Source organism: Microbispora sp. ZYX-F-249 (assembly GCF_039649665.1).
GTDB classification, from domain to species: Bacteria; Actinomycetota; Actinomycetes; order Streptosporangiales; family Streptosporangiaceae; genus Microbispora; species Microbispora maris.
Window position 1 is genome coordinate 1 of record NZ_JBDJAW010000002.1, and the last position, 12,963, is coordinate 12,963.

Annotated in this window: 11 protein-coding genes; 2 read left to right on the forward strand and 9 right to left on the reverse strand. The window is 72.5% G+C overall.

From position 1 onward, the window contains the following. Positions 1-86: 86 nt before the first annotated feature. On the reverse strand, positions 87-1,085 hold the full coding sequence (locus tag AAH991_RS02540; protein WP_346224081.1) for a hypothetical protein: 999 nt from the start codon (positions 1,083-1,085) through the stop codon (positions 87-89). A gap of 311 nt (positions 1,086-1,396) precedes the next feature. Between AAH991_RS02540 and AAH991_RS02545 the strand changes: the two genes are divergently transcribed. Together AAH991_RS02545 and AAH991_RS02550 are read left to right on the forward strand one after the other, a co-directional pair. Beyond that, the gene (locus tag AAH991_RS02545) at positions 1,397-1,612 is read left to right on the forward strand and encodes a hypothetical protein (RefSeq protein ID WP_346224082.1); all 216 of its coding nucleotides are present in this window, start codon (positions 1,397-1,399) and stop codon (positions 1,610-1,612) included. Positions 1,613-1,679: 67 nt separating this feature from the next. After that, positions 1,680-2,525 (forward strand): helix-turn-helix domain-containing protein, encoded by an 846-nt coding sequence (locus AAH991_RS02550; RefSeq protein ID WP_346224083.1) that lies wholly within the window; start codon positions 1,680-1,682, stop codon positions 2,523-2,525. Positions 2,526-2,624: 99 nt separating this feature from the next. Here the strand turns inward: AAH991_RS02550 and AAH991_RS02555 are convergent, their stop codons facing one another. The 8 genes from AAH991_RS02555 to AAH991_RS02590 all read right to left on the reverse strand — a co-directional run bounded on the left by AAH991_RS02555 (position 2,625) and on the right by AAH991_RS02590 (position 12,809). Continuing rightward, complete coding sequence (locus AAH991_RS02555; RefSeq protein WP_346224084.1) at positions 2,625-3,041, reverse strand: ferritin-like domain-containing protein; 417 nt, start codon at positions 3,039-3,041, stop codon at positions 2,625-2,627. Positions 3,042-3,070: 29 nt separating this feature from the next. Further along, a complete protein-coding gene (locus AAH991_RS02560; protein WP_346224085.1) occupies positions 3,071-5,242 on the reverse strand; it encodes an ArnT family glycosyltransferase in 2,172 nt (723 codons plus the stop codon). Continuing rightward, a complete protein-coding gene (locus AAH991_RS02565) occupies positions 5,239-6,411 on the reverse strand; it encodes a bifunctional glycosyltransferase family 2/GtrA family protein (RefSeq protein ID WP_346224086.1) in 1,173 nt (390 codons plus the stop codon). The genes AAH991_RS02560 and AAH991_RS02565 overlap by 4 nt, the downstream gene beginning before the upstream one ends. Before the next feature lie 276 nt (positions 6,412-6,687). Beyond that, positions 6,688-7,779: a hypothetical protein gene (locus AAH991_RS02570; RefSeq protein WP_346224087.1), complete on the reverse strand. Its 1,092-nt coding sequence runs from the start codon at positions 7,777-7,779 to the stop codon at positions 6,688-6,690. Then, a complete protein-coding gene (locus AAH991_RS02575) occupies positions 7,769-8,779 on the reverse strand; it encodes a transporter substrate-binding domain-containing protein (RefSeq protein ID WP_346224088.1) in 1,011 nt (336 codons plus the stop codon). The genes AAH991_RS02570 and AAH991_RS02575 overlap by 11 nt, the downstream gene beginning before the upstream one ends. A gap of 231 nt (positions 8,780-9,010) precedes the next feature. Next, entirely contained in the window at positions 9,011-10,441 is a 1,431-nt protein-coding gene (locus AAH991_RS02580) for a sensor histidine kinase (RefSeq protein ID WP_346224089.1), read from the reverse strand. After that, complete coding sequence (locus AAH991_RS02585; RefSeq protein WP_346224090.1) at positions 10,438-11,157, reverse strand: response regulator transcription factor; 720 nt, start codon at positions 11,155-11,157, stop codon at positions 10,438-10,440. Before AAH991_RS02585 ends, AAH991_RS02580 begins: the two co-directional genes overlap by 4 nt. A 116-nt stretch (positions 11,158-11,273) precedes the next feature. Beyond that, positions 11,274-12,809, reverse strand: coding sequence for a phytoene desaturase family protein (locus AAH991_RS02590; protein ID WP_346224091.1), 1,536 nt, complete (start codon positions 12,807-12,809; stop codon positions 11,274-11,276). Positions 12,810-12,963 lie beyond the last annotated feature (154 nt).

Sequence of the window (12,963 nt, forward strand, 5' to 3'; positions counted from 1 at the left end):
ACGGCCGGCGGCCACTGGCGCTGGCGCCGCGGCCGCTTCCCGATCTGAGGGCACCAGGCTAGTGCCGCGGGTTGTCACCGCTGTCGTCAGTGGCAGCCCATGTCGCCCGCGACCTTGTTCAGGACCGCGCGTTTGATCGCCGCGTACTCGGCGTCGGAACCTGAGGCGAACACGTGCACGAACCTGGCGGCACCACCGTCGCCGCACACCAGACGTGTCGCGGCATCGCCGTCGTAGCGGAGGTCCTCGCGCGTCAGATCCAAGGGATTGCCAGGCGATACCCGCACCGTGGCTCGCACGCCGTCCGGCGAGAGGGCGTTCAGAATCGCCTCGTCGTACAGGACGACAGCCGAGAACAGACCCAGGCCGTGCTCGTCGTCGCCTTCGCGAAGGGCTGTGCACCTGGCGACAGGACCCTCGCCGAGGACGCCGAGCTGTGCCAGCGCACTGTTCTTCTTCCGTAGGGTCGTGGGTAGCTCCACACCGCAGGGTGATTCGTCCGGGGCGAGGTGTACGGCCTCCATCCCGGACCAGTCGAAGGTTCCAGGATCGGGGAACGGCTTGCCGCCACACCTGGCGATCTTCGCGTTGCCGACGGCGAGCAGGGCCTTCGCGACGAAATCCGCGGCGTCGCGCCGCTCCGATGCCGCGCCGGGGATGTTGACATTCACGAGTTCGTTCCCGCACGGGGGCAGATAGAGCCAGCCGTCGATACGGTCGCCGCTGGGCCTGATCATCCCTGGCAGGCCGTGGCCCAGCGGGACGATGCCAAGCCTCCACCACAGATGTGCCTTGAGTGGCGTCTTCATCACGGTGGTGTTGAGCCGCCAGTCGCCCGTCTTGACGGTGCACTCCGCGTCACCCCATTGGTCCTCACCCTCGGCGACCTCCCAGGACGTGTCACCGGGTGGTGCCGCGTCCGACAGCAGTGACCGGTCGATGGAGTTCCAGCACGACCGGTCCGGCAGCGCGTCGCTCCACGGCCATGCCTGGCTCACAGTCGCCCACGCCGTCGCTAGCAGCGCCACCGTCCCCAACGTGACGGCGGTCCACAGGGCTTTGGTACGTCGGGTGCCGCGGTCCATGTCTCCTCGTTGATCGACTTACGCAGACACGTGAACCTAGCAAGCGTGGGCCCTGTCGCCGGTACCAGTCCCGCCAGTCTTTGCCCCGTCTCGTCGCCCAGACCGGCACCTCGCCGATTGTCACCCCACCCACGAAAACTCCTCGCAGGCTCGGACTTTCCGCGGGGCTCGAGGGTGTCACTTGTAGGCTCCGCTACGAGCTCCTCCTCCGCCTCGCAATGCACCACTCTGGGCACCGCTCCGTCCGGGCAAACCTTGGCGGTCGCGGCACTAAAATTGCCCGCGATTGCCGCTGATCGGGAGAAAAGGACATGCGTTTGCGCTTTCTCGGCTCCACGTCCGAGGCGGGGGCCTGTCCCTCCCTCTACGAGACCGACCGCGGCACGATCGTCGTGCAGGGCCTGGAGGTCCTGGACCGCGAGGCCCGCGCCGACCTGCGCCACGTGCTCGACGGGGAGACAGCGGTCGAGGTACCGAGAGAACTGCTCGTCGAGATCGCCCGGCGAGTCCTGTCCGATCACGATTGAGGGCCGCCGTCTGGCATGATCCGGCGTGCCGGGTCTACCTTGGACCGCACCACGGCCGGAGGTGGAAGTGAGCGGTTTCCATCAGGCCCGCATGGACCTGGGAGCCCAGCTACGCCAGTTGCGGGAGAACGCCCGGCTGTCCGGGAAGGACCTCGCCGAGCGGCTGCGCTGGCAGCCGTCGAAGGTCTCGCGCATCGAGAACGCCCGCCAGACCGCCACCGAGGACGACGTGGCCGCGTGGGGGAAGGCCGTGGACGCCGACCCGCAGGCGATCGACGGCCTGGTCCGGCAGGCGGCCGGCCTGCTCGAGCGGCACGACTCCTGGCGGCAGCGGCACAGGAACGGCCTCGCCGCGCTTCAGGAGGACATCCGCGAGCTGGAGACGCGCACCCGGCTGTTCCGGGCGTTCGAGCCGGGCGTGGTGATCGGCCTGCTGCAGACCACGGAATACGCCAGGCACATCTTCGGCAAGGTCAGGCGGGTGCACGAGCCCACCGACGACGTGGACGACGCGATCAGGGTCCGCATGCGCCGCCAGGAGATCCTGTACGACCCGGCCCGGCGGTTCCGGTTCGTCATGCCGGAGGCGGTGCTGCGTTACCGGCTCGCGCCCCCGGACGTCATGCGCGGGCAACTCGACCGGCTGATCGCGGTGACCACGCTGCCGAACGTGGAGTTCGGGCTGCTGCCGTTCGAGGCGCAGTTGCCGTCCGCCCTGATGAACTCTTTTTGGATCTACGACGACTGCATGGTCGGGGTGGCGACCAGGACCAGGGATCTGCTGCTGCGCGACGCCGCGGACGTCGCCTTCTACGCCCAGGCGTTCGAGGAGTTCTGCGAGGTCGCGGCCTTCCGCGACGACGCGAGGGCGCTGATCGTGCGCGCCCTCGACGACTACGCCCGGCCGCGCTGACCCATCGCGCTCACCACGCGCCGGCCCGCCACGCGCCCCACGGCGTCGAGGCCGCGCCGCCGGGGCACGCGCCGTGCCCCGGCTCGCCCCGCCGTCAGGTCACTTGCCGAGGGCGGTCTGCAGGTCCATGACGTGGTCCTGCGTCTGCTGCAGCAGCGGGCGCAGCGCCTCGGCCACGTCGCTCAGGCCGAGCTCCTGGGCCTGCTCCACGCGCTCGCGGTAGCGGCGAAGCTGCTCCTGCTCCAGCTCCAGGTCCAGCCGGAGCGCGTCCGCGCCGTCGGTCGCCACCGGCACCTCGGGGACGCGGACGCTCGGCACGCCGCCGAGGAAGTCGATCTGCTCGGCCAGCGTGCTCGCGTGGTTGAGTTCCTGGCCGAGGTGCTCCTTCAGTTCCTCGATGATCGACAGGTACTCCGCGCCCTTGATGGTGGCCGCGTGCTGCACGTACTGCACGATCGAGCGGTACTCGCTCTCCAGGTCCTCGTTCAGCAGGGCGATGAAGCCCTCCGTGTCCATGGGAGTCCTTTCGTCGGTCCAAAGGCCCATCACGTACCCGCTGAGGAGGAGGCCGAACGCCGTCGGCCCAGCTCGTAGAGCACCGATCCGCCGACCGCGCCGCCGTCCGTGCCCCCGTACTCGGCGGCCCCGACCCGCGTGCCGTGCGCCTTCACCCACTCGGTGACGTCCGCGCTCGCCCCGCGCGAGGGTCCGAAACCGCCCTCGCCGAGCAGGATGTACCGCAACCTGCCCTCGGACACGTACCGCTGCAGCTTCTCCACCGTCATCGCCGGGTCGGAGCCGGTGAACCCGCCCATCGCGATGACCGGCTCGCCCGTGGACAGGATGAGCGACGACGCGGTCTGCGCGCTGTCCACCGCCACCAGCCAGGTGGCGCTCCCCTTGTTCCGCTTCAGGTACGCCGCCATCGCGGCGTCCACCCGGCCGCCGGGCCCGGGCATGCCGCGTCCGCCCTGCCGGTTGCCGCCCTGTGCGATGCCGTCCTGGGCGTCTCCACCGGGCGTGGTCATGCCGTCCGGCCCATCCGGGCCGCCGGGGCCGCCGAAGCCGCCGCGGCCGGACGGCCCTCCCATGCCCTGCGACGGCCCCGCCGTGGGGTTGGTGCCGTTCACCGCCGAGCCCAGCGGCGTCAGCGCGTACGCCGCCGGACCGGCCAGCCCGGCCGCGACCGCCGCGGCCAGCGCCACCGCCGTCACCCGCGCGGCCGTCCGGCCCCCACGCCCGGCCGGGCCGCCGCGCTCCGGTCTGATGGAGGCGCGCGCCGTGACCGCCAGGGCGAGCGCCGCGACGGCGGTCGCACCCGCCACCGCCCAGGCGAGCCACGGCACGAAATCGGGCGTACGGCGCAGCACGACGAACGACCAGGCCCCGGTCACCGCGACCGCGACGGCCAGGACCAGCCGCCAGGCGCCCGAGGCGCGGGCCGCCCGCCACATCAGCACGCCGCCGATACCGGTCAGCGCGGCGATCGCGGGGGCCATCGCGGTGGAGTAGTACGGGTGGAAGGTCCCGCTGGAGAAGCTGAACACGGCGTAGTGCACGACGAGCCAGCCACCCCACACCAGTAGCGACGCGCGGACCGCGTCCCCGGCCGTTCCCTTCGACGGCCCGGGGCCCGGCCTCGCGACCAGCACGAGGCCGCAGACCAGGGCAACTGCGGCGAACGGGAGGAGCCAGGAGATCTGCCCGGCCATGACGTCGTTGAACAGCCTGCCCGCGCCGGACGCGCCGCCGAAGCCGCCACCCCCGCCGCCGCCACCGGGGCCGCCGCCCATGCCTCCGAACGCGCGTGTGATGCCTTCCGCGGCCTCGGCGGGCGGTCTTCCCGGGCCGCCGCCGTTGCCCGCGCCGCCGAAGATCCGGCCCAGGCCGTTGTATCCGATCACCAGGTCCCGGACGGTGTCGTCCGTGCTGCCGCCGATGTACGGCCGCGAGGACGCGGGCCACCGGTCGACGACGACCATCCACCACGCACTGGTCACCACGAGGACCGCACCGGCGGCCGCAAGGCGCCCGATCCGGCGTACGACCGTCCCCGGCGCGGCGTAGAGATAGGTCAGCGCGAACGCCGGCAGCACGAGGTACGCCTGGAGCATCTTGGTGTTGAAGGCGAGGCCCACCAGCGCGGCGGTGACCAGCAGCGTGCGCAGGCGTCCGGTGCGGATCGCCTCCAGGCAGAACCACCCGGCCGCCACCAGCAGCAGCACCAGGACGGTGTCCGGGTTGTTGTCCCTGTCGATGGCCACGGTGATGGGGGTCAGCGTCATGACGACCGCGGCGAGCAGGGCCGCCGCCCCGGCCGCACGGGCACCGAGCCCGAGCAGCGCCCGCCGTACGGCGGAGTGGACCAGGGCGACCGACCCGACCCCCGCCGCCGCCTGCGGCAGCAGCATGCTCCAGGTGCCGAAGCCGAAGATCCGGGCCGACAGGCCCATCACCCACAGCGCGAGGGGCGGCTTGTCGACCGTGATGTACGACCCGGCGTCCAGCGCGCCGAAGAAGAACGCCTTCCAGCTCTTGGTGCCGGAGTAGATCGCGGCGGCGTAGTAGTCGTTGGCGTACCCGTTGCGGCCGAGCGCCCAGGTGTGGAGCACCGCCGCGAGCGCGAGGACGGCCCACTTCCCCCAGCGTAGAAGCGGCGTCACCCGGTCCGCCGGGGGGCGGTGCCCGATCGCGGTCGCGGGGGCGAGGACGGTCATCGGGAGTCCTTCCGGGGCGCGAAGACCCAGGATCGCAGGAGCAGGAAGCGCAGCAGGGTGGCGAGGCCGTTGGCCACGATGACGGCGGCGAGCTCGGCCGCCCGCGACGCGCCGGCGGGCAGCGCGGCCAAACCCCCACTGGTCAGCGCGAGACCCGCGACGAAGGCGACGAGCCCGCCGAGGTGGTGCCGCAGGGCACCCGCCCGGCCGCGTACGCCGAAGGTGAAGCGGCGGTTGGCCGCGGTGTTGGCGACGGCCGTAACGAACAACGCGATCGCGTTCGCCGCCACCGGCGGCAGCAGCGAGCGCAGCATCCAGAACAGCACCAGGTGCGCCACCGTGCTGATCGCCCCGACCACCGCGAAGACGGGAATCTGCGTGCGCACCGACGTCCGGGACGGCGGGGCGGCGGGAGCCGTGAGACTGCCCCGGGCGACCCGCCACATGCCCTTCAGGTCGTCGACCGCCGTCCGGACGATGTCCACCCGGCTGTCGGGGTCGTCCACCCAGTCGACCGGCACCTCGTGGATGCGCAGCCCGTGCTGCTCGGCCAGCAGCAGCAGCTCGGTGTCGAAGAACCACGCCTCGTCCTGCACGGCGGGCAGCAGGGCCTGCACGACCTCGGTGCGGGCCGCCTTGAACCCGCACTGCGCGTCGGAGAAGCGCGCTCCCATCAGCGAGCGCAGCAGCAGGTTGTAGGACCTGGAGACGACCTCGCGCTTCGGCCCGCGCACCACGTTGGACCACGGGGACAGGCGGGTCCCGATCGCCAGGTCGCTGTGGCCGGTCATCAGCGGCGCGACCAGCGGGAGGAACGCGTCCAGGTCGGTCGACAGGTCCACGTCCATGTAGCCGACCACGTCGGCGTCGCTGGCCTCCCACACCCGCCGCAGCGCCCGTCCGCGGCCCTTCTGGTCGAGGTGGACGGCCCGCACTCCCGGCAGCTCCCGCGCCAGCCGCAGGGCGACCGTCCATGTGCCGTCCGTGCTCGCGTTGTCGGCGATCGTCACGCGGAAGCCGTACGGGAAGTCGCCGCTGAGGTAGGCGTGCAACCGCCGCACGCTCGCGGCCAGCACGCGTTCCTCGTTGTACACGGGAACGACGACCTCGACCAGGCGGGTCCTGCGGGACGCCCCCGCCACCGGCCCGGACACCGTCGTCACGCTCATGCCACCTCCTCGCCTGACGGCTCGGAGTCGCATTCGCGAAGCGCACTGTGCTCACCGACTCGCTCGCTCCGCTCGCTCATGCCACCTCCACGCCTGACGGCTCGGAATCGCATTCGCGAAGCGCACTGTGCTCACCGACTCGCTCGCTCCGCTCGCTCATGCCACCTCCACGCCTGACGGCTCGGAGTCGCATTCGCGAAGCGCACTGTGCTCACTGATTAGCTCGCTCATGCGCCCACGCTCGCGGCCCGGCATGGGACGCCCCTGAGGCGTTCATTAAGGCACCATGAATCTCGATCCCGCGGCCGCACGCGCCGCACCACCCGCGGAGACAGCGGCCTCGTCGTGGGTGAGGTCGTCCGGTGTCGCCGGACGGCCCTCGCAGCGAGAATCGAGCGGGATCGTCACGGGCGCCGGAGCCAGCCAGGACAGGGCGCTCTGCTCGACGTTCCACTTGTAGAGGTTCACGGTGGTGTGCGGGACCGCGCCCGGCTCCGGGCAGAGCACCTGGGAAACCAGCAGGTCGTTGCGTACGAAGCGGACCGCGCCGGAGCGTTCGAGGATGGTGACGAGACGGTCGTCGCTGGCGATCACGTAGCCGACCGTGACCTGTTCGGCCTCGCCGTCCGGCTCGGCGGCGATCTCCACGGCCGTGAGCGGCAGGATCGGCGAGCGCATGACCACCACTCCGGCCACCAGCGGAAAGAGCACAGCGAGCGTCCAGGTCAGGCCGTGCACCACCAGCGGCGCGGCGGGCGCGGGCACCGGCCCGGTGACCAGCGGAGCGAGCACGGGGGGCGTGGTGAGCAGGATCAGTGTGGCGACGTCGGCCTGTTCCAGCGCCTGCGCGATCGCCGGGCGGAGCGCCAGGAGGACGAGCACGCCGGAGACCACCGGCAGCACCAGGCAGACGGCCCGGATCCCCGTCCGGTCCAGCGGACGGCGTTCTCGCAGGGTCAGCCCGGCCACCGCGAGCGTGAGCATGAGCAGGGTCGGCAGGAAACGAAGCTGCCAGCCGAGCAGCCCGACGCCCACGGCCACCGCGACCACCCAGTCGGGCACCCGGTCGGCGGCCCGCGCCACCCAGACGGAGCGCCGGGTGCTGAGCCGGTACAGCGGCCCGAGCACCCGGCCGGCCAGCACCACGGCGGGCAACACCCACACAAGCGTCAGCAGGACCGTGGTGAGCAGACCGAGCGGACTGACGTACTGCACGAGCAGCAGCAGGGTCTGCGTGTCCTGCCGGCTGGCGTACCACAGCCGCATCACCAGCAGCACCAGCGGGAAGGCGGGCAGGAGCGTCAGCACCCACTCCTGGTTGCGCTGCGGCGCGCGGACCCTGCCCGTCTCCCCCGCCTCAGCAGCCATCGTCCGAGAGGGCTCGCTCCCACGGCCACCGGCGGACCTGCGGCGCCCTCAGGCACGGCTGGGTGCTCTGGGCCACGTTCACCCCGGGATTGGCCGCGAGCAGCGGGCGGATATGCCGGTCGTAGGCCTCCTCCCACGTCCTGTTCTGGGGGTCGGCGTAGGAGCGGTACAACGCGAGCTCGACCAGCGTGCGCAGGGAGGTGTTGGTGCCCGCGTTCACCCCCCACATCTCGGTCTTCTCCAAGCCGATGTCGTGGTGCCTGAACTTCCCGCCGGACCGGGCGACGAACCCGGCCATGATCGCGGCGTCCGTGCTGACGGCGTCGTACAGGTGAGTCTCCAGCCCCTCGAAGCAGGCACTGATCTTGTTCTCCGCGGTCACCTTGGCACCGCTCTCGGCCAGCGGACCTTCCGAGGTCGAGGTGCCGAGGGTGCAGACCTTCTCACCGGCGAGCTGGCCGAGCGAGGTCACCCGGGAGTGGTCGGCCCGCGTCACCACCGACTGCTCGGTGAACAGATAAGGGCTGGAGAAGCCGACCGACGGATCCTGCAGCCGGCCGGGGGTGATGCTGAACGTCGCCACCACCAGGTCGACGGTGACGAAGTTCCCGTCGGCGTCGGTGGCCTGGCGGCGGGCCCGGTCCTCGGTCTCGATCGACAGGAACTCCACCTGCTCGGGCCGGAACCCGAGCTGGCCGGCGATCAGGTAGGCGATGTCGATGTCGAAGCCGGAGAAGGCGCCGGTCTTGTCGCGGAAGGCGATGCCGGGGGTGTCGTCCTTGACCCCGATCAAGAGCTTCTTCTTCCCCGTCAGCCGGGCCTGCTCGCGTAACTCGGCCTCGGTCGGCGGCCCGGCGGCGAAGAGGATCCAGCCACCGACGAGAACCGCCGCGAGGATGGCGGCGAGCCAGCCGTACAGCCGCAGCCAGTCTCCTCGGCGGCGAGGAGGCGGCTCGGCCTCCGGCGCCGGGGGCTCCTGCATCGGCTCGGGGCCCGGCACGGCGGGTTCCGTTCCGGGCCGCACCCGCCGCGGCTGCCGTCCGAATCGCTTCCCCAACTCCACCCGCACAGCCTCCGTCGCACCGTCCAGCCGCTATTTCCACGGGATCATCCGGACTAGCGTATTCCCCGCGATCGAGGGCCGGGGGCCGCGCAGCGAAGGCGTCATGTGGCACCGGGTGACCCGGGGTGGCGGGGGGACGGGCCCGAGCGCCTGACGTGCCCGGGAACGTCAGGCCCGGGGCGTGGTCCCGGGGAGCTCGACCGTGACGAGCGTTCCGCCGCCGGGGGCGTTCTCGAGGGCGACCCGTCCCCCGGCGTCCCGTACGGCCTGCGCCACGATCGCCAGACCGAGGCCGGAGCCGGGCAGGCTGCGTGCCGACGGCGAGCGCCAGAACCGCTCGAAGACGTGCGGCAGTTCGTCCTCGGGGATGCCCGGGCCCTCGTCGCGTACGGTCAGCACGCCGCCTTCGAGCCGCACGGTCACCAGGCCCCCGGGCGGACTGAACTTCACGGCGTTGTCGAGCACGTTGACCGCGGCCCGCCGCAGGCCCCGGGCGTCCCCGTGGACCTGCCACGGCTCCAGGCCGACGTCGAAGCGCAGCCCGGGACCGCGCCGCCTGGCCCGCTCGACCGCCGACGCCACCACCTCGTGCAGGCCGATGCCGGCCGACAGCTCGCCGCTCTCCGACTTCCTCGACAGCTCCAGCAGGTCGCCGATGAGGCTCGACATCTCCTCGAACTGCTCCTTGACGTTCGCCAGCAGCCGCCGCTTGGCCGAGGGCTCGATGGCGCGGCCGGTGTTCTCGCTGCGCAGCAGCAGGTCGATGTTGGTGCGCAGGCTGGTCAGCGGGGTGCGCAACTCGTGCCCGGCGTCGGCCACGAGCCGCCGCTGGCGCTCCCGGGAGCTGGACAGCGCGGCGGTCATCGTGTTGAACGACCTGCTGAGGCGGGCGATCTCGTCCTCCCCCTCGACCGGGATCGTCACGCTCAGGTCCTCCGTCCTCGCCACGTGCTCGACCGCGCGGGTCAGCCGCTCCACCGGGCGCAGCGCCGTACGGGCCAGCCAGAGCCCGGCCACGGCGGCGCCGAGCACGCCGAGCACGCAGACCGAGCCGAAGACGAGGGCGAGGATGCCCAGCGTCTTGTCCATCTCGGCGGTGGAGCGGAACACGCTGACCGTCACCGGGCCCTCCGGCGGGGGCGGCTCCGCGAACTGCGCGGCGTCCTTGGGCGGGCCGCCCGGACGCGGCTCGTACCTGAAGGTGTAGACGAGCACGGACGTGCCGTCGGTCGTGACCGCGTCGCGCAGCACGGGCGTGCCCCCGGAGGCGGCCATCGCCCGCTCCCGCGCGGTCGGCGTCACCGGGGCCGACCCGGGCGCGACGCACACCGAGCCGTCCGCCATGACGACCTGCCAGCTGCGCCCCGAGGGGTCCCAGTCGGGTCGCGGGCCCTCCTTGCGCCCATGACCCGCGCAGTCCCACAGCGCGAACCCGACCTGCTGCGCCGGCGGCCGCAGGTGCGTGATCGAGTCGACGATCCGGCCGCGCATCTCGCCGCGGACGAGCAGCCAGCACACCGCCGCCGCCACCGCGACGGCCAGGGCGACCGCCGCCGCGATAAGCAGCGTGAGCCGGGACCGGAGCGTGCGGCGTCTCACGGGGACGACCGCAGCACGTGGCCGACGCCGCGCACGGTGTGGATGAGGCGGGGCAGCCCGCCCGCCTCGGTCTTGCGCCGCAGATACATCACGTACACGTCGAGCGAGTTGGACGACGGCTCGAAGTCGAAGCCCCACACCTCGCGCAGGATCTGCTCGCGGGTGAGCACCTGCCGGGGATGGGTGAGGAACAGCTCCAGCAGCAGGTGCTCGGTGCGGGTGAGGTCCAGTCTGCGGCCGGCCCGGGTGACCTCCCAGCTCACGGTGTCCATCCGCAGGTCGCCGAAGGCGAGGACGTCGCCGCCGGCCTCGCTGCGCGCGTACTGCCCGCCGCGCCGCAGCAGCGCCCGCACCCGGGCGAGCAGCTCGTCGAGCTCGAACGGCTTGACCAGGTAGTCGTCCGCTCCGGCGTCCAGGCCGGAGACGCGGTCGCCGACGGCGTCACGCGCGGTCAGCATGAGCACCGGCAGCCGGTTGCCGGAGGCGCGCAGCCGGCGGCAGGCCGTCAATCCGTCGAGGCGGGGCATCATGACGTCGAGGAGCATCGCGTCGTACTCTCCCCCGTTCTGTGCGGCGCGGTCGAGGAGGTCCAGTGCGGTCAGCCCGTCGGCGGCGCTCTCGACCGCGTACCCCTCGAACTCCAGGCTGCTGCGCAACGCCTCCCTGAGGGCCGGCTCGTCGTCCACTACCAGCAGTTTCGCCGATTCCTCACGCACCGGCACAAGCTACCTGAGCGTCATGAGAATCCGGTTAAGACCGGCGAATCCGGGCGGGCGAGGCGGGGCGCCGTCCGTGCCACGCGCGGCGGGGCGTGGCCCGTCAGGCGTCCCGCTCAAACGCTGCCGAGAACGGCCATGGCGGCGTTGTGGCCGGGGATGCCGCTGACGCCGCCGCCGCGCCGGGCGCCCGCGCCGCACAGCAGCACCCGCTCGTGCGCCGTCTCGACACCCCACTGACCGGGCCGGGCCCCGTGGTCGCCCTCCTCGCCGTACGGCCAGGACAGGTCGTGGTGGAAGATGTGGCCGCCGGGCAGGCCCGCCTCCCGTTCCAGGTCGAGGGGGGTCTTCGCCTCCAGGCAGGGCTCGCCCGAGGGCGCGCGCAGCAGGCAGTCCTCGATGGGCTCGGCGAGCACCGAGTCGATCGAGGCGAGCGTGCGGGCCAGCGCCTCCCGCTTGGCCTCCGGATCGGCGAACAGCCACGCCGGCATGTGCAGGCCGAACAGCGTCATCGTGTGCGCCCCCGCCTCCCGCAGCTCCCGGCCGAGGATCGAGGGGTCGGTGAGCGAGTGGCAGTAGACCTCGGCGGGCGGCAGCTCCGGCACCTTCCCCGCGGCCGCCTGCGCGTACGCCGCGGCGAGCTGGTCGCGGCTCTCGTTGATGTGGAAGGTGCCGCTGAACGCCTCGGCGGGGTCCACCGCGGGGTCCCGCAGCCGGGGCAGCCGCGACAGCACCATGTTTATTTTGAGCTGTGCGCCCTCGGGCCGCTCGGGCGTCTCCCCGAGCAGCCGCGCGAGCACGGCGGGCGGCAGGTTGGCCAGCACCTTCCCCGCGGTCACCACGTGCTGCGCGCCGTCGTCGAAGGTGACCTCACCCGTGTCCGGGTCGATCGCCAGGACCTCGGCCCCGGTGCGGATCTCGGCGCCGTGCCGCCGCGCGACCTCGGCGAGCTCGGCCGTCACCGCGCCCATCCCGCCGACCGGCACGTTCCAGTCGCCCGTGCCGTCGCCGATCACGTGGTAGAGGAAACACCGGTTGGCCAGCAGGTCGGTGGCCGTGTCGGCGAAGGTTCCGATCAGCGCGTCGGTGAGCACGACCCCGCGGACGGTGTCGTCGGCGAACCGCTCGTCCACGACCTCGCCGATCGGCCGTTCGAACAGGTCGCGCCAGGCCTCGTCGTCCCCCACGGTCTCGCGCAGGGCCGTACGGCCGGGCAGCGGCGCGAGCAGCGTCGGCGCGACGCGCTCGGCCACGTGGGCGGTCATGCCGTAGAAACGCTCCCAGGCCGCGAGGTCGTGCCGTCCCCCGGTCACGGCCTCGAAGGACGCGGCGGTGCGCCCGGCGTCCTCGTTGTCCACGAGCAGGCCCGTGTCACCGGCCGGGGTGTAGGAGGCGAAGCGGCGGCGGCGCAGGTCGAGGCGCAGCCCGAGGTCCTTCACGACCTTGGTGGGCAGCAGGCTGACCAGGTAGGAGTAGCGCGAGAGCCGCGCGTCCACGCCGGGGAACGCCCGGGCCGACACGGCGAGGCCGCCCACGTGCCCGAGGCGTTCCAGGACCAGCACCTCTCGCCCCGCCCTGGCGAGGTAGGCCGCGGCGACGAGGCCGTTGTGCCCGGCCCCGGCGATGACGACGTCGTAGTGCGAGCGTGGCATGGAGCGTTCTCCCGGGTCGTACGTGGCTCGGTGTCGCGGGCCGGGCCGCGCGATGCGCGCGGGCCGGATTCGGGTCGTGCGGGCGGGCGTGGGAGGGTCTCGGGAAGGTCGCGGGAGGATTCGGAGGAGGCGGCGGGAGGAGATGTCGTCGGTC

What these genes read in the sequence shown, in the direction of transcription:
- AAH991_RS02540 (WP_346224081.1), bottom strand. Translation starts at nt 1,085, where the DNA reads ATGGACCGCGGCACCCGACGTACCAAAGCCCTGTGGACCGCCGTCACG.
- AAH991_RS02545 (WP_346224082.1), top strand. Translation starts at nt 1,397, where the DNA reads ATGCGTTTGCGCTTTCTCGGCTCCACGTCCGAGGCGGGGGCCTGTCCC.
- AAH991_RS02555 (WP_346224084.1), bottom strand. Translation starts at nt 3,041, where the DNA reads ATGGACACGGAGGGCTTCATCGCCCTGCTGAACGAGGACCTGGAGAGC.
- AAH991_RS02560 (WP_346224085.1), bottom strand. Translation starts at nt 5,242, where the DNA reads ATGACCGTCCTCGCCCCCGCGACCGCGATCGGGCACCGCCCCCCGGCG.
- AAH991_RS02565 (WP_346224086.1), bottom strand. Translation starts at nt 6,411, where the DNA reads ATGAGCGTGACGACGGTGTCCGGGCCGGTGGCGGGGGCGTCCCGCAGG.
- AAH991_RS02570 (WP_346224087.1), bottom strand. Translation starts at nt 7,779, where the DNA reads ATGGCTGCTGAGGCGGGGGAGACGGGCAGGGTCCGCGCGCCGCAGCGC.
- AAH991_RS02590 (WP_346224091.1), bottom strand. Translation starts at nt 12,809, where the DNA reads ATGCCACGCTCGCACTACGACGTCGTCATCGCCGGGGCCGGGCACAAC.